Genomic DNA, 19443 nt, shown 5'->3' on the forward strand with positions numbered 1-19443 from the left:
GAACTTTCAACATTTGGGCGGGGTGTGCATAACGCTACTTCGGCCAAGTGTGGCAGCACAGGAACAAGGACTTCGCCAGTCACGTGACGGCTCCCATTCGTTTTCCCCGGTTTTACGTGACGAGCCCCGCGCCGTGCCCCTATCTGCCGGGCCGGAACGAGCGCAAGGTTTTCACCGAATTGCGTGGCGGGAATGCCGATGCGTTGAACGATGCGTTGAGCCGGATCGGCTTTCGCCGCAGCCAGACGGTGGCCTATCGTCCGAGTTGCGGGGATTGTCAGGCCTGCGTCTCCGTGCGGGTGGTTGCAGACGAATTCCGGCCATCCTCCACGCAGCGCCGCACCTTGCGCAACAATGCGGATCTGGTGATCAGCGAATGCCGCCCGTGGGCGACGTCGGAACAGTTTGAGCTTCTCCAGCGTTATCTTGGGGCGCGCCACCCTGGCGGCGGGATGGCTTCGATGGACGAAGTCGATTTCGCGGACATGGTGGAGCACACCCCGGTGACAAGTCATGTCATCGAATACAGGGAGCCTTCTGACGGGAGGGAGCCCGGGCGCCTGATCGGTGCCTGTCTGACCGACAGGCAAAGTGACGGGTTGTCTATGATATACAGTTTTTATGACCCGGACCATGAGGCTCGAACCGGACTTGGTAATTTTATCATCCTTGACCACATCCGGCGGGCCGTGGAAGTCGGGCTGCCTTATGTCTATCTCGGTTACTGGGTCGATGGTTCCGCACGGATGCAATACAAGATTCGGTATCGCCCGTTGGAACGGCTCGCCGTCAGTGGATGGGAACGTTTTGAAACGGATGAGCAAGGCCGTCTTATCGCCGCCACGGCTGCGTCGCGCCGTGAAGTGGCTGCTGCTGTCGACGGCAGCGGCAAGGATGGTGTTCCCGGTGGGCAGGATCAATACCAGGTCCGGGATATGTCCGGCGCCTGATTTCCGGGTAGGCTGGGCCTCGCTCGCGGCCCTTTCGCTCCTGCCTGTCACCGCACAGGCGCAGGGCACGGCGCAGCCGCGACTGGAAGACCTCATTCCTGACAGCGCGGTTGCGAACCCGGAAGCCTGGGCCTCGCAAACTGCAAATCCCACGGCCGTTGCGCAGGAATCGTCTGCACTCGATGCCGAAGCGCCGCTGGCAGAAATGCCCGAAATAACCTTGCCCTGGCCCGATGAAATCCAGCTCGCGGTGCCTGAGCCCCTTTCGCCCGAGCCCGAAGCCCAGATGGCGGCGGAAGCGTTCGAGCCGTTCAGCCGCGTGCGCCGTGGGCTGGAAGAACGTCTGTCTTCCGAACTGCTGCTGGTGTTCCCGCGCGACGAAGCCGAATTTCCGATGCGCAAGAAATTCGTGAACCGTTTCGAAAGCCTGTCGAATATCGAAACGCTGGCCGATGATGACGACAATCTGGCCCAGATCGCGGCCCGCGCGCGTGAAGATGAAACGCTGCTCAACGATCTGCTGCGCGTTTACGGCTACTATGACGGGCAGGTCATGCGATCCGTTACCGGCGGGGACGAGGATAAGACCGACAAGAAACCGCATGTGCGCTTCGACATCATTCCGGGTGAACAGTTCAAGTTTGGTGTAATCACGCTCGGCGATCTGCTGGAGGCGCCCGATGCCGAACAACTGCGCAAGGCCTTTGAGATATGGCCGGGCGACCCCGTTCTGGCCGACAAGATCGTCGAAGAGAATTTCGATCTCGATACGGCGCTGGGGGAAACCGGCTATCCCTTTGCCAAGATCGGCGAACCCGATCTCCTGATCGATCACGACCGGGAACAGGGCGATCTCACACTGCCCGTCACGCATGGCGGCAAGTACCGGTTCGGCGCGATTGTCAGCAAGGCGCCGAAATTCCTGTCCAGCCGCCATCTGCAGAAGATCGCGCGGTTCGATCCGGGTGATACCTACAAGCGTAGCGACGAGATGGATTTGCGGCGCGCGATTGTGGCCACGGGGCTGGTCTCCAGTGTCACGATTACGCCGCGCGCCACCCGGCCGCCGACGGCGACCGAGCCGGGCACGGTCGATATGGATATCGAACTGACCAAGGCCCCCTTGCGCACGATCAGCGGCGCGCTGGGCTATGGCACGGGCGAGGGTTTCCGCGCGGAAGCAAGCTGGGAACATCGCAATTTCTTCCCGCCCGAAGGGGCCTTGCGCGTGCGCGGCGTGATCGGCACGCGCGAACAGCTGGCGGGCGTGACTGTCCGGCGGAACAACTTCAACGGGCGCGATCGCATTCTGACGCTGGACGCCTATGTCAACAATCTCAAGCGCGACGCCTATGACGCGCGCACGGCTGCGGTGACGGGCACTTACGAACAGGTCAGCACCCTGCTGTTCCAGAAGCCCTTCACCTGGAGCGTTGGCTTCGAAATCCTTGGTACGAACGAAAAATCCCCGAACTCTTCGGATCAGCGCCTGACCTATTTCATCGGCGCGCTGCCGCTGGGGGTTGGGATCGATACCAGTGACAATCTCCTCGACCCGCGCAAAGGGTTCCGGGTCAATGCGCGGGTATCGCCTGAAATTTCGGTGCAGGGGGGCAACAAGTCCCGCTATCTTCGCGCCCAGATCGATGCCAGCGGCTATTTCCCGGTTGGGGAGAAAGTCGTGATCGCGGGGCGCACGCGGGTCGGCACGATCATGGGGGCCCCGGTCGACGATATCGCGTTGTCGCGCCGTCTCTACGCCGGTGGTGGGGGCTCGGTGCGCGGCTACAGCTATCAGGGTGTCAGCCCGCGCAATGCGGAAAACGATCCGATCGGTGGGCGCTCGCTGGTCGAATTCTCGCTGGAAGCCCGGGTGAAGACCGGGTTCTTCGATGGCGCGCTGTCGGTCGTGCCGTTTATCGATGCCGGCGCGGTGAGCCGGGCTTCGATGCCCGGTTTCCATGATCTGCAGTTCGGTGCCGGGATCGGCGTGCGATACAACACCGGGTTCGGGCCGATCCGTGTCGATGTGGCGACGCCGATCAACCGCCGGCCGGGCGATCCCCCTGTCGCCGTCTATGTCGGACTGGGGCAGGCATTCTGATGAGCGAGGCGGTTACCGAGGGCAGCACCGAACCGGTGGCAACGCCGTCGCCCCGGCGCCGGTCGCGTCTGGTATACTGGTCGACGCGGATCGTGGCGCTGTTGCTGGGCGCGATCCTGCTTTCGCTGATTATTCTGAACACGCCGATCGGCCACCGCTTCGTTGCCGACAGGATTGCCGCGCTGGAACCGTCCAATGGCATGCGGATCAAGATCGGGCGTATAGAAGGTTCGCTCTACAGCAGGGCAACCCTGCGCAATGTCACCCTGTCGGACCCCAAGGGTGCGTTCGTGACGATACCCGTCACCGAACTGAACTGGCGGCCCTACAACTGGTTCTTCAGCGGGCTCGATATTCGTGAACTCACGGCCAAGCGCGGCACCCTGTTGCGCGTGCCAGAACTCAATCCGGGCGATCCGAACGAGCCGTGGCTGCCTGATTTCGATATCCGGGTGGACAAGTTCCGGCTGGAGAACTTCACCGTTTCCGAAGCCGTGCTGGGCAAGAAACGCCGGGTCGACCTGTCGGCCAAGGCGCTGAGCCAGAAACGGCGAGCCTATTTGCGGGTCGATGGCCAGTTGGGCGGTGGCGACCGCTTCAATGCCTTGCTCGATTCCTTCCCGCAGCGCGACCGGTTCGATATCGATCTCGACTATCGGGCGCCGGCGGGCGGCCTTCTGGCGGAAATGGCCGGCGCGAAAAAGGATTTGCGCCTGCGCGTGGTGGGGGATGGCACCTGGACCAAGTGGAAGGGGGCCTTCCTTGCCGAACATGATGCAAAACGGCTGGCCGCGTTCCGTCTGACGAACGAAAAAGGCCAATATGGCATCCTTGGTCAGGTATTCCCGGGCGACCTGATCGCGGGAACGCCGAAGGACGTGTTGGGCGAAGCGGTTTCGCTGGGCGCATCGGGGACATTTGCGGACAGCGTGGTCAATGGCGCGATCCGGGTGCAGGGCCATGCGATCGATGCCAATGCCAAAGGGGCGCTCGATCTCACCAACAATCTCGCCAAAGGCGTGAAGATCGCCGGCCGCCTGACCCGTGGCGATGTGTTCGGCAAGAGCATGAAGGTGGAGGGCGCGCGCTTCACTGTCGATCTCGATGGTCCGTTCGGTGATCTCACCATCCCGCACACGGTGCTGGTCGACCGGATCGATGCGGGCACGCGTCTGGCAAATGTGAAGCAGGAAGGGGTGCTGCAATACGATGGCAAGAGCTGGCATCTGCCGCTCAACCTGACAGTCGGGCGCATCGAAACAGGCAACGGCAGCGTTGATCCCCGGCTGGTCAACGGGCGTGCCACCGGCCGTCTGTCGCTGACAGGCAATGATCTGCAATCGAACGATTTGCGGATCGCGTTCCCCGGCCTCAAGGCGCTCTTCAACTTGCGCGGCAATATCGCGAGCGGTGGTTACGCCATTGCCGGTCCGGTCGATGCCAGCGGGATTACGCTGGAAAATCTCGGTACGCTGAATGGCCATGCGAAAATTATCGGCAAATTGACGCAAAGCGGCGTTTGGACGCTGCAGGCCAATTTTGCGGGCGCCATGCCGCGTGTGAACAATGACACGCTGTTGACGGTGACGGGCGGCAACATCCGTTTCCGTGGCGGTGTGACCATGGGCAGCAATCGCCCGCTGCTGTTCGAGAAAGTCGCGCTGGACGCGGCCAAGCTCCAGATGCGGCTCGATGGCAGCGTGGCCAATGGCCAGACCAAGGTCGTGGGGGCGGGCCGTCATGCGGACTACGGTCCGTTCACGGTTAGCGCTTCGGTGGCGGGTGATGGGCCGCGTGCTGAACTGGTATTCGCCGATCCTCTGCCCGCAGCCGGGTTGAAGGATGTGCATGTGGCGCTGGCCCCGATTGTGGACGGTTTCGGTATCGATACCAAGGGGCAATCGATGCTCGGGCCTTTCGATGGCCGATTGAACCTGTTCATGCGCAGCGGTGGGCCGACGCGGATCGAGATCGCGCGGATGGATGTTTCGCAAACCTCTGTCACCGGCACGCTGACGCTGGTTGACGGCGGTGCTTCCGGCAATCTGGCGCTTTCGGGCGGCGGGATGGATGGTACGATCGCGCTTGCCCCGCGCGGCGGCGGTCAGGGCTTCGATATCAAGGTGGCGGCGCGCAATGCGCGGTTCGCGGGCACGACCCCGCTGACAATCCGTTCCGCGCGGATCGAGGCGACCGGCGTGGTGGGTGGCAAGACCATGCAGGCCAATGGTTCGGTCTTCGCGCAGGGCATCAGTTACGGACAGCTGTTTATCGGCCGCGTTGCGGCAAAGGCCGCGATCGTCAACGGAAAGGGCACCTTCAATGCTTCGCTGACCGGGCGCAGGGGCGGTCGTTTCAGCTTGCAATTGCAGGGCACCACCGCATCTGACCGGATCACGTTGCTGGGACAGGGTGAATTTGCCGACCGGCAGATTTCCATGCCGCGGCGGGCCGTTCTGACCAGCGACAAGGGCGGGTGGAAACTGGCGCCGACGCAGATTTCCTATGGCGATGGGATCGCGATTGCAGAAGGTCGGTTCGGCGGAAAGGGCCCGACCGATCTCAAGCTGCAGTTTGCCAATATGTCGCTGTCCGTGGTCGATATCGCGCTGACGGATATGAGCCTTGGCGGGCGTGTGTCGGGCGTGGTCAATTATCTGGGCCGCGATGGTGCCCCGCCGACGGGGCAGGCACAGTTGCAAATCAAGGGCCTGACTCGGTCGGGGCTGGTCCTGACATCGCGCCCGATCGACCTGTTTCTGGTTGCCGACCTGTCCGAACGCGAATTGCAGGCGCGTGCCGCTGTCCACGAAGGGGGCGCACGGCGCGGGCGGATACAGGCCCGGATCAGCGGGTTGCCGCGCATGGGCGGGTTGATGGAACGGCTCAACCGCGGCGCGCTGTTCGCGCAATTGCGGTATGATGGGCCTGCCGATGCGCTGTGGCGGCTTGCGGCGATCGACGGCTTTGACCTGACCGGCCCGCTGGATGTGGCGGCCGATGTCACCGGCAGTCTGGCCGATCCCAATGTGCGCGGCTCGCTCGCCGGAGATGCGTTGCAATTCCGCAGTTCGCTCACCGGGACCGATGTCCGCAATATCCGCGCGCGTGGCACATTTTCGGGTTCACGCCTGCAATTGACCAGCTTCGCCGGAACGGCCCGCAATGGCGGGAAAGTCAGCGGCAGTGGCATGATCGACATCGGCGGGCTCGATCAGGGCGGCCCCCAAATGGATATCCGGATCGCGGCGGAGGATGCGCTGGTCCTCAATCGCAAGGATATGTCCGCTTCGGTAACCGGCCCCTTGCGGATCGTTTCCGACGGGCAAGGGGGGACGATTGCCGGGCGTCTGCGCATTCGCAAGGCCAATTGGAAACTCGGCTCTGCGGCGGCGGTTGCGGCGGAATTGCCCAACATCCCCACGCGTGAGATCAACTTGCCGATGGATGCTGCGCCGCGTGCGCGCCGGTCTGGCCCCTGGCGGTTCCTGATCGATGCGCAGGGTGGCAGCCAGTTGTTCGTGCGCGGCATGGGCCTCGACAGCGAATGGAGCGCGAATATCTCCTTGCGCGGCACGACCAGCGATCCGCGTATCGGGGGCCGGGCGGATCTGGAACGCGGCACTTATGAATTTGCCGGAACCCAGTTCGATCTGACCCGTGGCCGGATCGCCTTCGATGCTGGCGTGCCGATCGATCCACGCTTGGATATCCTTGCGGAATCGAAAGTGGATAGCCTTTCCGTCCGCGTGACCGTGAAAGGCAGCGCCAGCCAGCCGGAAATCGCGTTCACCTCCATCCCGGCCTTGCCCGAGGAAGAATTGCTGGCCCGCATGCTGTTTGGCGGATCGGTCAGCGATCTCAGCGCCACCGATGCCCTGCAACTGGGCGCGGCGTTGGCCTCGTTGCGTGGCGGCGGCGGTATGGACCCGATCAACAAGCTGCGCTCTGCCATCGGGCTGGATCGCCTGCGTATCGTCGCGGCCGATCCCGCGCGCGATCAGGGCACCGCGATTGCGGCAGGCAAGAATTTCGGCAAGCGCGTCTATGCCGAAATCATCACCGACGGCCGGGGATACAGCGCCACACAGGTCGAGTTCCGGGTGACAAGCTGGCTATCGCTGCTGGGCTCGATCTCGACTGTCGGGCGCGAAAGCGTGTTGATCAAGGCCAGCCACGACTACTGATAGGGGCGGCTGGTACAGGTTGGTCCGCGTGCCGGTATGGCGTCAGATTTGCCGATAGAGGGCGGCTTCGGCGGCGCGGCGCTTGACCAGACCGGACAGAACCCGGCCGCCTGCGCGGTTCCAGCGCGCGAATTCGTCCGCCGCCCCGGCGCAATCGCCCGCACAATGCTTGCGGGTCAATGTCGCGCGGTGGATGGCGCCGGTGTTGTAATGGAACGATACCAGGGCGTCGAACTGGTTCTGGCTGGTTGGACTGTCGCCCAGTGCCCGATCGACCTCTGATGCAAAACGGGCGATGTCCTCTGCCAGTCGGGCATCGCAGCGGCTGCGGCTCCATACGGTGCCGGGGCCGATCTCCGGCCCGGTTGCACCCCAGCCGATCGTCCACGGTGAACCGCCGGTTCCGGGATCGGGGTAGGCCTCCACCATGCCGTCGGCGCGCAAGCGTGCGCAGCCTTCAAAGCGCTGGATCAGGACTATGCCGCGTGGGCTCACCGTGCGCGGGCGATCGGGTTCCGCAGGCGTGTCGCCTGCCTGCATCGCATCGATCGCCGCATCGATGGCGGTGACTTCGCGCTGCTGGAAAGCGCGGCCGAGAAGGCGGCGAATAGCGTCGAAAAGCATTTTGCGCGGCATTGGGCGTTGCACGGGCTGGCCTCCGATGATTCGAAAAAGGAGGCGAACAGATAATGAACGAACCGGGCTGTAGGAAAATGCTTTCTTGCAGGTTCAGCGTTTCAGCCAATGACGCATGCCGAACCAGCCGAGTACGACCAGCCCGACAAGGGCGCAAAACGCGACGACACCCCAGAAAGCCCACGGATGATGGGCGAACGGAATACCCTCCACATTCATGCCCAGCAGGCCGGTGATGAAGGTCAGCGGCAGGAAGATAAAGGCGACAATCGCAATGTAGAGCGATCGCTGGTCGACCAGTTCGGTGCGCAGGTCGGTCAATTGTTCGTGAATCAGCGCCGCCCGTTCGCGCACCGCTTCCAGTTCTTCCGCCATGCGCGCGAACCGGTCGGTCGCTTCCCGGATGTGCAGCACGTCTTCGGCGGCGAGCCAAGGAAAGTTGAGCGATGTCAGCGCATCCAGCGCATCGCGATCCGGGGCAACGAAGCGCCGGAACGAGATCGCGGCAGAGCGGACCTGTGCAACGGTGCGCCGCAGGCCGTAGATGTTTTCCGTTTCCAGCGCGCTTTCGCAATCGTCCAGCTCGTCGCTGAGGGCGGCCACATGCGGATCGAGTTCGAGGCTGATTTCCCGCGCGAGCAGCGAGACGAGATCGCCCGGATCGGCGAGTTCCCCCCGCAAAAAGGCGGCGCGCACTTTGGGGAATGCGCCCAGAGTCATGCGGCTGAAGGAAATCACGCGGCCGCGCTGGACCCAAAGGCGGATCGATACCAGCCAATCGGTGTCTTCGGTCTTTTCCAGCGCGGTGCCCCGCAAGTTGAGAATGGCGCCATGATCGACCGCATCGCAGCGCGGACGGGTTTCTGCGGCGGTCAGTGCACCCGCAACGATTTCGGGCAAGGCGACGTCGCCCAGTGAATGGAGGTTCGGATCGGCACTTTCGATGTGCAGCCAGGTAAAGCCGATCCCGGCGTAGGTCAGCAGTTCTTCACGCGACAGTTCGCGGACATGTCCCTGTTCGTAAACCGCTGCAAAATCGTTCATGCAGGCTGGGTAAAGGAAGCGGATGCGCGCGGCAATTGACGATTGCGAGGAGGGGGCAGGCCCTGCATCAAAAAGGGCGCCCGGTTTCCCGGACGCCCCCTGTTGATCGCGAGATCGGCTGATTACCAGCTGTAGTACATGTCGAATTCGACCGGGCTCGGCGTGGTTTCGAAGCGCATCACTTCTTCCCACTTGATTTCGACGTAGGAATCGATCTGGTCCTTGGTGAACACGCCGCCTTCCAGCAGGTATTCGTAATCGGCATTCAGCGATTCCAGCGCTTCACGCAGCGAACCGCAGACGGTCGGCACTTCGGCCAGTTCGGCCGGCGGCAGATCGTAAAGGTTCTTGTCCATGGCTTCGCCCGGGTGAATCTTGTTCTTGATCCCGTCGAGACCGGCCATCAGCAGCGCTGCGTAGCACAGGTAGGGGTTGGCCATCGCGTCGGGGAAACGGAATTCCACGCGCTTCGCCTTTTCGCCCGTGCCGTAAGGGATACGGCAGGAAGCCGAACGGTTGCGGGCCGAATAGGCCAGCAGAACCGGTGCTTCGTAACCCGGAACCAGGCGCTTGTAGCTGTTGGTGGTGGGGTTGGTGAAGGCGTTCAGCGACTTGGCGTGCTTGATCACGCCGCCGATGAAGTACAGGCACATGTCGGACAGACCAGCATAGCCGTTACCGGCGAACAGCGGCTTGCCGCCATCCCAGATCGAGAAGTGCGTGTGCATGCCCGAACCGTTATCCTTCATGATCGGCTTCGGCATGAACGTGGCGGTCTTGCCATAGGCCTGGGCGACCATGTGCACGACATACTTGTAGATCTGCATGCGGTCAGCAGTGGTGACCAGCGTGCCGAACGTCAGGCCCAGTTCGTGCTGTGCCGAGGCCACTTCGTGGTGATGCTTGTCGCAGGGCAGGCCCATTTCTAGCATGGTGGTGACCATTTCGCCACGAATGTCGACAGCGCTGTCAACCGGGGCAACGGGGAAGTAGCCACCCTTGGCGCGCGGACGGTGCGCCAGGTTGCCTTCTTCGTATTCCTTGTTGCTGTTGGTCGGCAGTTCGATGTCGTCGATCACATAGCCGTTGCCGTTGTAACCGTCATAGAAACGGACATCGTCAAACATGAAGAATTCGGCTTCGGGGCCGACATAGACGGTGTCGCCGATGCCGCTGGCCTTGACGAAGGCTTCGGCGCGCTTCGCGGTGGAGCGGGGATCGCGGGCGTAGAGTTCGCCGGTCGACGGTTCGACGATATCGCAGACGAGGATCATCATCGGTGTGGCGCTGAACGGGTCGATGTAAACGGCGTCCAGATCCGGCTTGAGGATCATGTCGGATTCGTTGATCGTCTTCCAGCCGGCGATCGACGAGCCGTCAAACATCAGCCCTTCTTCCAGTTCATCCTCGGTGAGGATCGAGGAAACCATCGTCAGGTGCTGCCACTTGCCCTTGGGGTCGGTGAAGCGCAGGTCAACCCATTCGATTTCCTCGTCCTTGATCCGCTTGAGGACGTCCTTTGCACTGGCCATTTTAGTATTTCCCTTAATGTGCCGATTGAACTGAGGGGCCGGCCTTTCGGCGGAGGCGGCCCGGATATTGGAATTCCGGATTAGATGGCGTCGTTATCCCGTTCGCCGGTGCGGATGCGCACCGCGACTTCCACGGGGCTGACAAAGATCTTGCCGTCGCCGATCCGCCCGGTCTGCGCCGCAGCGGCGATCGCTTCCACGACCTTTTCCGCGGTTTCATCGCTGACCACGACTTCGAGTTTCACCTTGGGCAGGAAATCGACGACATATTCGGCGCCGCGATAGAGTTCGGTATGGCCCTTCTGGCGGCCGAAACCTTTCGCTTCCGTGACGGTGATGCCTGATACGCCAGCTTCGTGCAGCGCCTCCTTCACCTCGTCGAGCTTGAACGGCTTGATGATGGCTTCGATCTTCTTCACGTGTCCTGTAACCTCACACATCTAGCCGGCCACGCAAGGCGCGAGACCGGGATGTCAAACTGTCTCGGCCAATCCTTATCAAGAATCATGCCAAGTGGCTCATGGGTGAATTAGGCCATTGCGTGCCGCGCGAAAAGGCTGGAATCAGCGTTTCCCGGTAACAGGGCTGTGCATCATTGCGGTGACACTGTGCTCTTGCCGCAAACGCTGCATAAATATTGATCACATGGATGCCTAAATATTAGGCATTGGCGGCTGTCGGGCCGATCCGATTGCGGTCAGAGTCGCAGACCCGCCGTTTCGGGAAGCCCGGCCATCAGGTTCAGCGATTGCACCGCCGCCCCGCTTGCGCCTTTGCCGAGATTGTCGAGCACGGCGATCAAGCGCGCCTGGCTGCCGTCCGGGGAGGCGAAGACATGCAGGTCCAGCCGATCACTCGGTTCGCGCGATTTCCGCAGCAGCATTTCGCCATCTGCGGGCGCTTCGCCCATGTGCACGACGGGGCTGCTGGCGTAGAAATTGGCCAGCCATTCGTGCATCGCCGCAGGGGTGCCCGCACCGTCCATCGCCGACAGCGGCAGCGGCACTTCCACAACCATGCCCCGGTGCGCGGGGATGACCGCAGGGGTGAATACCGGCGCGATCGCCAGGCCGCAGCGCGTCTGCATTTCCGGGACATGCTTGTGTCCCAGTTGCAACGCGTAACCGCGCCAGGCAATGTCGGTATCGTCTTCAAACCGTTCGATCAGGCCCTTGCCACCGCCCGAATAGCCTGACACGGCGTTGCAGGTATAAGGCCAGTCAGCCGGCAGCAGACCTGCACGGACCAGCGGCGCAACCAGCGCGATAAAGCCGGTCGAATAACAGCCCGGATTGCTGATGCGCTGCGCCCGCGTGACCATGTCGTGTCCGACGACTTCGGGAAAGCCATAGACCCAGCCAGGGGCGACCCGATGCGCGGTGGAGGCATCGATAATGCGCACTTTGGACCCTTCGGCCAGCGCCACCGCTTCGCGCGCGGCATCGTCGGGCAGGCACAGCACGGCAAAGTCTGCGGCGTGGAAGGCATCGCGCCGGGCACCGGCATCCTTGCGCCGGTCATCATCGAGGATGAGCAGTTCGATTTCCGCCCGCCCGGCCAGCCGTTCGGCAATTTCCAGCCCCGTGGTGCCAGCGGCGCCATCGATGAAAACCGTGATGCTCATTTCTTTTCCAGTTGCGTCAGGGCGACGTAGCCAACCAGTCCGTCTTCGCCCACCTGGCCCCAGGCCCATTGACCGGCGATGTCCAGCACGTTGAAAACCGTGCCCGCCGCCAGTTGTGCGATCACGTCCGCATCCTGCCGCGCTGCGGCATGCAGGGCGGTATCCTGCAGTGTATCATGCGGTACAGGCACGGCATAATGCGGTACAAAGCAGCGCCCCGCGAGGCGGATATGCGCAAGGTCCCCGCGCACTGGCCAATGCGCGGCATCGAGCTTCTCACTCGGGCCGGACAGGGTCAGCTGGCCGGTGGGGATGGTCGGTTCGGTCAAGACTCGTTGTACCTCGGCAGAAAGTGGGGCCGCTTAGCCGCGCATGGTTCCTCGATCAAGTTATCCGTATCGCGCCTGCAGCATGTGCCATACCGCACGCAAGCCCAGTGCTTCACCGCCCTTGGGCCGTCCGGGTTTGGCCACGGGCCGCCAGGCATAAGTGTCGAAGTGTATCCAATCGATGCCATCGCCCACAAATTTGTCCAGAAACAGGCCCGCCACCGAAGCACCGGCAAAGCCGTTGGTGTGGTTGTTGTTGGTATCGGCGATGTCCGATTTCAGCCATTCGGCATAGGCATCGTGCAGGGGCAGGCGCCACACTTCGTCATCATGCGCACGGCCGGCAGTGATCACCGCGTCGGCGGTTTCATCGCGGCGGGCAAACAGGGCGGGAAGGTCTGGCCCCAGCGCCACCCGGGCAGCCCCTGTCAGCGTGGCGAAATCGATAATCAGATCGGGTTTTTCCTCGCTCGCCCGGGTCAGCGCATCGGCAAGGATCAGGCGTCCTTCGGCATCGGTATTGCCAATCTCCACGGTTAACCCCTGCCGCGACCGCAGGACATCCCCCGGCCGGAAGGCATTGCCCGCGATGGCATTTTCCACCGTTGGCACCAGCAGGTGCAGGCGCACGTTGAGCGCGGCGCCCATGATCAGGCCAGCCAGCGCGAGGGCATGGGCTGCACCGCCCATATCCTTTTTCATCAGCAGCATGGCAGAGGCCGGTTTGATATCCAGCCCGCCCGAATCGAAAGATACGCCCTTGCCCACGATGGCCACGCGGGGGGCTTTGGGATCGCCCCAGATCAGTTCGATCAGGCGCGGGGCGTGGTGCCTGCTTGCCGCCCGACCGACCGCGTGGACCATGGGGTAGTCGCGCTGGAGCACATCCCCACGCACCACGTGGCAATCGGCGCGATGTTCCTTGGCCAGTGCTTCGGCGGCGGCTTCGAGATCGGCGGGGCCCATGTCTTCGGCTGGCGTGTTGACGAGATCGCGGACTTTGCCGATCGCTGCGGCTTCGGCCAGTGCGGCATCGATCCCCTTGGCATCCTGCGTCAAGAGGATACGCGGTCCGGTCTGTTCGCTATCCTGCCGGTAGCGTGTGAAACGGTATTGCGCGGTCTGCCAGCCGAGCAGCGCCTTGCCCGGATCGCCCTGTGCCAATGCGTAAGTTCCCGCCGGAAGCGTTTCGGCCAGTTTGGCCAGACACCAGCTCGACAGGCTGGCAGGGTTGGCCACACCGCCCACCGCGAACCAGTTTTCCCCATCGGGCACGATTCCCACTTCGTAACCGCCGCCGGTAAACTTTTGTCCTTCCAGCGCCGCACGTTGCGCATTGGTCAACCCTTTGGCCCAGTCGGCGAAACTGTCCTTCGATACGAGATGGATAGGGATCGATTTCTGCCCGCGATCGGGCTGGATCAGCGCGTGTTTGTCCGTCATATACGCTACTCATGCCCCACGGAGATCATATGCGCGAGAAGAATCCGCATGGCCGCCTGCCCGTTGTCGCCACCGGCCTGTTGGCCCTGATCCTGACGGCGTGCACGCCCGAAAAAGGCGAACCTACACCGCATACGGGGAAAGCGGCGGACAAGACCGACACCGTGGCGGAGCAGGCTGCGCCCGCACCGAGCGCAAAGCCCGCGCAAGCGCGCGAGGTGGAGGAGAAGACGGACGATTATACATTCCGCTTCAGCTACCCTGCTGCTGCGGCGCAAATTCCGGCATTGAAGGCCGAACTGGATACGGAACTCGAAAAATCGCGCGGCGATCTGATCAACGATACCGCCCAATTCCGCAAGGAAGCGGCACAGGAAGGATTCCCATTCCGCCCATATGATCAGGTCACCGAATGGGCCGTGGTCACCGATCTGCCCGACTGGCTCAGCCTGTCTATGGAAGTCTACGCCTATACCGGCGGTGCCCATGGCAATACCGGTTACGGCGGCCTGTTGTGGGACAAGAAGGCCAATGTCCGGCGCGAGGCGCTGTCGCTGTTCAGTTCCGCCCCCGCACTGGAAAAAGCCGTGCAGCCCGCCTTGTGCGATGCATTGGATCGCGAACGGTCAAAACGCCGGGAAGAAAAGGTGGTGCGCAATCAGGATGACTGGATGACCGCCTGCATCGGGCTGAAGGAAACGCAGGTGATTCTCGGCTCGGCCGGGCGCAAGGCGTTCGATCGGATCGGTTTCCTGATCGGGCCTTATGCCGCCGGTCCCTATGCCGAAGGCAGCTATGAAATTACCCTGCCGGTAACCCCCGCAATCCTTGCGACAGTGAAGCCCGAATACAAAGGCAGCTTTGCAATCGGTCGTTGACCACTCGCAATTTGGGCCTGCAGACGCTACATGGCCAGCATGACCGAGTATCAGACCATTACGGCCGACGACACTGTGCTGCGCGACGGCACGATCAAATTGCATGGCCCCGAAGCTTTTGAAGCGATGCGCAAGGCGGGCCGGCTGGCCGCAGAAATCCTCGACGCGCTGGCCCCGCTGGTGCAGCCGGGTGTGACGACTGGCTATCTCGACGATATCGTACGGCAAATGACGCTGGATGGCGGCGCGGTGCCTGCCACGCTGGGCTATCGCGGTTACGAACACAGTTCCTGCCTGTCGATCAACCATGTCGTCTGCCACGGCATCCCGTCCGACAAAACGCTGAAAGACGGCGATATCGTCAATATCGATGTGACCCCGCTGCTGGATGGGTGGCACGGCGATTCCAGCCGCATGTATCTGGTCGGCGATGTATCGCTGAAAGCGCGGCGTCTGGTCGATGTGACGCACGAATGCCTGATGATCGGGATCGATCAGGCGAAGCCCGGCGCGCGGCTGGGCGATATCGGTGCGGCCATTCAGGCCCATGCCGAACAGTATCGTTATGGTGTGGTGCGCGAATTCTGCGGGCATGGGCTGGGGCGCTTGTTCCACGATGCGCCCGAAGTGATCCATGCTGCCCGCGCGGGCACCGGCCCGGTGCTCAAACCCGGAATGTTCTTCACGATCGAACCGATGATCAACCTTGGCAAGGCCGGGGTGAAACTGCTGAACGACGGGTGGACCGCGGTCACGCGGGACAAGTCGCTGTCAGCCCAGTTCGAACATTCGATCGGCATTACCGAAACGGGTTGCGAGATTTTCACGCTCAGCCCCAAGGGTCTGCACAAGCCGCCGTATTAATGGCTGCCGCTATTCCCGCGCGGCGCGAATGGCCGCGCCCGCCGCGAATGGCGTGATTGCCACCAGCAGCAGACTGATCGCGGCGGTAAGCGCAAGGCCGCTTTCCCCGCCGCTGGACAGGCTGCCCGCGCCGAAAATCAGGATCGGCACGGCCAGCGGGATCAGCAGCAATCCCGCCAGCGCGGCCCCCGATCGCAGCGATGCGGTGAGCGCCGCGATCAATATGCCAATCGCGGCAAGGCCCGGTGTGCCCGCCAGCAACCCCAGTTCCACCATGCGCAGTGTGGGGCCGTCGATCCCGAGCAGCGCCGCCGCTGGCAGGGTGGCGATCATCAGTGGCGGGCCGAAGCTCAGCCAATGGGCAAGGACGCGCATGGCCATAATCGCTTCTTCGGCAATCCCGCGCAGCGCCCATTGATCGAAGAATCCGCGTTCCAGATCAGGCGCGACCAGCCGGTCGAGCGGGAGGATAGCCGCCAGCAGCGCGGCAACCCAGATCACCCCACCGCCTGTCCGGGCCAGCAGGGGGCATCGGGTCCGACCGCAAAGGGATAGAGCATCGCCACAGCCAGAAAGAACAGCAGCGGCAAGAGGCTGCCGCCACGCCGTCCGCCGGGGATCAACAGCGCGCAGTCGCGCAGGAAAATACGGCCAAGGCTGCCCATTACGGGATATGCCTTTCCAGTTCGAACCGCTCCATATTCGCCAGAACAAACGGCTGGTGCGAGGCGATGACCGCGATCCCGCCTGCGCGGCAATGGTCCTGCACCAGCGTTTCGACCAGCCCCACGGCGTCCTTGTCCAGCCCGTTCAGGGGTTCGTCCAGCAGCCACAGCGGCGCTTGCTGCCCGATCATCCGGGCCAGGGCGGCACGCTTCTTCTGGCCCGTGGAAAGATAGCGCACCGGCACATCCAGCAATTGGGCAAGACCCAGCAGCTCTGCCGCCTGTGTGCCTTGGGCACTGTCTGCGCCGTCCACCCCCGCCCAAAAGGCCAGCGCCCTGCCAAGCGGAAGGTGCGGGTCCAGCGCGGACCGTTCGTCCAGCAGAGCGATCGTCCCCTGCCGCGCCACCGTGCCTGCAAAGGGCTGCATCAATCCCGTGAGAATACGGATGAGGCTGGATTTCCCGATCCCGTTGGCCCCGGCCAGATGCAGCGCATCACCGGGTGCAAGCGTGAAGCCGACGCCGCGAAACAGCAGCCTGTCCCCCGGCGACAGGCAAGGTCCGTCACGGCAAGAGAGGGCGTGTCTGTCCAGCGGGGCAGGGAGGCTTGCATAGAGGCGCGGGATAGGGGAAAGCCGGCACCCTGCCAAGGAGAGCACGATGTCGGTAACACAATTGACCCGGGAAGAACGCGAAGACGCGCTGGCGGCCCTGCCCGAATGGCGCTTGCGCGCGGATGGGCTTGCTATCGAAAGAACATTTACATTCAAGGATTTCAGCGAAGCATTCGGCTTCATGGCCCGTGCGGCTCTGCAGGCGGAGGTGCAGGACCATCATCCCGAATGGTTCAATGTCTACAACCGGGTGCAGGTGACCCTGACCACGCATGATGCGGGCGGCCTGTCGCAGCGCGATGTGACTATGGCGAAAACCATGGACGCCCTGGCCGGGTAACCGTGTTTGGATATGCCGTTGCGGGCCACGGCGGGCGCAGCGGCATAGAGGGCACTAGTGTGGTGGATTTGAAATTCGCTCAGCGCCTGCCACACAATGCTGCGAACTGCAGATTCGGGTCACTAGAGCGCCGGATTGTTGTAGCAATGCCAGGTGAAAATGGCGACCGCACCGCGATGGGGGCGCCATTGTTCACCCAGTCGCCGGGTTTCCTTTTCATCGGGGCGCCCGCCCAGCCCGAGGATCTTGTGTAATCCCGCCTGCACGGCCAGATCGCCCGCAGGCCAGACATCGGCGCGCCCTTCGGCAAACAGCAGATAGATTTCCGCCGACCAGCGGCCAATGCCCTTGATTCGGATCAGTTCGGCAATGGCTGCCTCATCATCGTCCGGCAGGTTTTCCAGATTGAGCGCGCCGCCCACCACCAGTTCGCACAGCGACCGCGCATAGGATTGCTTCTGGCGTGACAGGCCGCAGGCGCGCAAGGTGTGGAAATCGGCTTCGAGGAGAAGGGCCGGGGGCAGATCGGGGCTGAACCGTTCCTCCAGCCGGTTCCAGACCGACGCGGCGGCGGCCACGCTGACCTGCTGGCCCACAATCGTGCGCAGCAGGGTCTGGTATCCGCGGGCGCGGATGCGCGGTTCGGGATAGCCTGCCTTTTCCAGCGCCGTGGCAAAGGCCGGTTCGTGGCTGGCCACGAAATCTATCCCCGCGCGCAATCTCTTCGTATTGAGCCCCATGGCTCCTCCGACTTGTCAAATGCAACGGCAGGCCCTAGCACGCGCGCGATAGGGCCGACAGGTCGAACTGTTTCGAGGGAATCGGAATACATGCCTAAATTGATCGTCGTAAATCGTGATGGCGAAGAACGCACCGTTGAAGCCGATAACGGCGTTTCCGTGATGGAAGCGATCCGGGACAATGGTTTTGATGAACTGCTGGCCCTGTGCGGCGGCTGTTGCAGCTGCGCGACCTGCCATGTGTTCGTCGATCCCGCCTTTGCCGACGCGCTGCCGCCGATGAGCGAAGACGAGAACGATCTGCTCGACAGTTCCGATCACCGCAACGACACCTCGCGGCTGTCCTGCCAGGTGGCGCTGAATGATGCGCTCGATGGCTTGCGCGTCACGATTGCACCCGAAGACTGAGGCATTGTTCGGGCTGCCTCACGCACAACCGTTGCGGAAGGTGGCCTGAAGCTCTAACTCTGTCGACATGACTGCACCGCTTCTCCGCCCGAACACGCTCGAACTGATTGGCAACACCCCGCTGGCCCTGCTCAAGGGGCCGAGCGAGGCCGCGGGTTGCGAGATTTACGGCAAATGCGAATACGCCAATCCCGGCGCCTCGGTGAAAGACCGGGCGGCGCTGTGGATCGTGCGGGACGCGGAACGCCGGGGCGACCTGAAGCCGGGCGGCACGATTGTCGAAGGCACGGCGGGCAATACCGGGATCGGGCTGGCGCTGGTCGGCAATGCGCTCGGTTACAAGACCGTGATCGTCATGCCGGAAACGCAATCGCGCGAGAAGATGGATACGCTGCGGGCGCTGGGTGCCGAACTGGTGCTGGTGCCGGCGGCGCCTTATTCCAATCCTGGCCACTTCGTGCACACATCGCGGCGGCTGGCGGAAGAAACCGCAGGCGCCGTCTGGGCCAACCAGTTCGACAATACCGCCAATCGCAAGGCGCATATCGAATCCACCGCCCCGGAATTGTGGGAACAACTGGACGGGCGCATTGACGGGTTTACCTGTGCGGCCGGTACCGGCGGCACGATTGCCGGGGTCGGCATGGGGTTGAAAGCCTTTGACGAGAACATCACGATTGCGCTGACCGATCCATTTGGCGCCGCGCTCTACAATTACTACGCCCATGGCGAACTGAAGGCGGAAGGCAGCTCGGTCGCGGAAGGGATCGGGCAGGGCCGGATTACCGCCAATCTCGAAGGCGCGCCGATCGACACGCAGTTTCGCATTTCGGATGAGGAAGGGCTGGAATGGGTCCGCCGCCTGCTGAAGGAAGAAGGGCTGTGTCTGGGGCTGTCTTCGGGCATCAATGTTGCGGGTGCCGTGGCGTTGGGGCGGCAACTGGTGGCCGAGGGGCGGGAAAAGCCGCGCGTTGCGACAATTTTGGCTGACACGGGATTCCGTTATCTTTCATCGCTCTACAATCGCGAATGGCTGGAGGCTAAAAACCTTCCGGTGTTCGACTGGCTGAAGGATTGACTGGTAG

17 protein-coding genes and 1 pseudogene are annotated in these 19443 nt (G+C 62.7%); 8 read left to right on the forward strand and 10 right to left on the reverse strand.

All coding sequences use genetic code 11. The features are described 5' to 3' along the window. The first annotated feature begins 83 nt into the window (after positions 1-83). The 3 genes from EGO55_RS13110 to EGO55_RS13120 are packed head-to-tail and all read left to right on the forward strand — an operon-like array spanning position 84 to position 7241. Positions 84-950, forward strand: coding sequence for an arginyltransferase (locus EGO55_RS13110; RefSeq protein ID WP_040715722.1), 867 nt, complete (start codon positions 84-86; stop codon positions 948-950). Continuing rightward, positions 907-3054, forward strand: a complete 2148-nt coding sequence (locus EGO55_RS13115) for an autotransporter assembly complex protein TamA (protein ID WP_021690358.1) — start codon at positions 907-909, stop codon at positions 3052-3054. The genes EGO55_RS13110 and EGO55_RS13115 overlap by 44 nt, the downstream gene beginning before the upstream one ends. Then, positions 3054-7241: a translocation/assembly module TamB domain-containing protein gene (locus tag EGO55_RS13120; RefSeq protein ID WP_021690359.1), complete on the forward strand. Its 4188-nt coding sequence runs from the start codon at positions 3054-3056 to the stop codon at positions 7239-7241. The genes EGO55_RS13115 and EGO55_RS13120 overlap by 1 nt, the downstream gene beginning before the upstream one ends. 42 nt (positions 7242-7283) lie before the next feature. Here EGO55_RS13120 and EGO55_RS13125 read toward each other — a convergent pair whose 3' ends face one another. From EGO55_RS13125 to EGO55_RS13155, 7 genes are all read right to left on the reverse strand, one after another. Further along, positions 7284-7865, reverse strand: a complete 582-nt coding sequence (locus EGO55_RS13125; RefSeq protein ID WP_210766530.1) for a lysozyme — start codon at positions 7863-7865, stop codon at positions 7284-7286. Positions 7866-7970: 105 nt separating this feature from the next. Continuing rightward, entirely contained in the window at positions 7971-8921 is a 951-nt protein-coding gene (locus tag EGO55_RS13130; RefSeq protein ID WP_021690361.1) for a CorA family divalent cation transporter, read from the reverse strand. Positions 8922-9043: 122 nt separating this feature from the next. Beyond that, positions 9044-10453 carry a type I glutamate--ammonia ligase gene (gene glnA / locus EGO55_RS13135; RefSeq protein ID WP_021690362.1) on the reverse strand — a complete coding sequence of 470 codons (1410 nt, stop codon included), beginning with the start codon at positions 10451-10453 and terminating at the stop codon, positions 9044-9046. 80 nt (positions 10454-10533) lie between these two features. Beyond that, entirely contained in the window at positions 10534-10872 is a 339-nt protein-coding gene (locus EGO55_RS13140; RefSeq protein ID WP_040715728.1) for a P-II family nitrogen regulator, read from the reverse strand. Positions 10873-11150: 278 nt separating this feature from the next. Further along, positions 11151-12077 carry an N-acetyl-gamma-glutamyl-phosphate reductase gene (gene argC, locus EGO55_RS13145; RefSeq protein WP_021690364.1) on the reverse strand — a complete coding sequence of 309 codons (927 nt, stop codon included), beginning with the start codon at positions 12075-12077 and terminating at the stop codon, positions 11151-11153. Beyond that, complete coding sequence (locus tag EGO55_RS13150) at positions 12074-12406, reverse strand: SH3 domain-containing protein (RefSeq protein ID WP_021690365.1); 333 nt, start codon at positions 12404-12406, stop codon at positions 12074-12076. Before EGO55_RS13150 ends, argC begins: the two co-directional genes overlap by 4 nt. A gap of 60 nt (positions 12407-12466) precedes the next feature. Continuing rightward, positions 12467-13849: a leucyl aminopeptidase family protein gene (locus EGO55_RS13155; protein ID WP_021690366.1), complete on the reverse strand. Its 1383-nt coding sequence runs from the start codon at positions 13847-13849 to the stop codon at positions 12467-12469. Positions 13850-13878: 29 nt separating this feature from the next. On the opposite strand from EGO55_RS13155, the gene EGO55_RS13160 reads away from it, so the two are divergent. Together EGO55_RS13160 and map are read left to right on the forward strand one after the other, a co-directional pair. Next, positions 13879-14727: a DUF4163 domain-containing protein gene (locus tag EGO55_RS13160; RefSeq protein WP_021690367.1), complete on the forward strand. Its 849-nt coding sequence runs from the start codon at positions 13879-13881 to the stop codon at positions 14725-14727. 39 nt (positions 14728-14766) lie between these two features. Continuing rightward, positions 14767-15591, forward strand: a complete 825-nt coding sequence (gene map, locus EGO55_RS13165; RefSeq protein WP_040715970.1) for a type I methionyl aminopeptidase — start codon at positions 14767-14769, stop codon at positions 15589-15591. Positions 15592-15600: 9 nt separating this feature from the next. Here map and EGO55_RS13170 read toward each other — a convergent pair. After that, a pseudogene (locus EGO55_RS13170) lies at positions 15601-16256 on the reverse strand (heme exporter protein CcmB). Next, positions 16256-16906 carry a heme ABC exporter ATP-binding protein CcmA gene (gene ccmA, locus EGO55_RS13175; protein ID WP_210766533.1) on the reverse strand — a complete coding sequence of 217 codons (651 nt, stop codon included), beginning with the start codon at positions 16904-16906 and terminating at the stop codon, positions 16256-16258. Before ccmA ends, EGO55_RS13170 begins: the two are co-directional and overlap by 1 nt. Positions 16907-16916: 10 nt before the next feature. Here ccmA and EGO55_RS13180 point away from each other — a divergent pair, with 10 nt between their 5' ends. After that, positions 16917-17210 (forward strand): 4a-hydroxytetrahydrobiopterin dehydratase, encoded by a 294-nt coding sequence (locus tag EGO55_RS13180; RefSeq protein WP_021690371.1) that lies wholly within the window; start codon positions 16917-16919, stop codon positions 17208-17210. A 122-nt stretch (positions 17211-17332) separates the two neighbouring features. On the opposite strand, the gene EGO55_RS13185 is transcribed toward EGO55_RS13180, so the two are convergent. Beyond that, positions 17333-17950 carry a DNA-3-methyladenine glycosylase family protein gene (locus EGO55_RS13185; protein ID WP_021690372.1) on the reverse strand — a complete coding sequence of 206 codons (618 nt, stop codon included), beginning with the start codon at positions 17948-17950 and terminating at the stop codon, positions 17333-17335. Positions 17951-18040: 90 nt separating this feature from the next. Between EGO55_RS13185 and EGO55_RS13190 the strand changes: the two genes are divergently transcribed. Further along, a complete protein-coding gene (locus EGO55_RS13190) occupies positions 18041-18358 on the forward strand; it encodes a 2Fe-2S iron-sulfur cluster-binding protein (protein WP_021690373.1) in 318 nt (105 codons plus the stop codon). A gap of 67 nt (positions 18359-18425) precedes the next feature. Next, positions 18426-19436: a cysteine synthase A gene (locus EGO55_RS13195; RefSeq protein ID WP_021690374.1), complete on the forward strand. Its 1011-nt coding sequence runs from the start codon at positions 18426-18428 to the stop codon at positions 19434-19436. The last annotated feature ends 7 nt before the right edge of the window (positions 19437-19443 follow it).

The sequence above is a fragment of the Caenibius tardaugens NBRC 16725 genome (genome assembly GCF_003860345.1).
Lineage (GTDB): Bacteria > Pseudomonadota > Alphaproteobacteria > Sphingomonadales > Sphingomonadaceae > Caenibius > Caenibius tardaugens.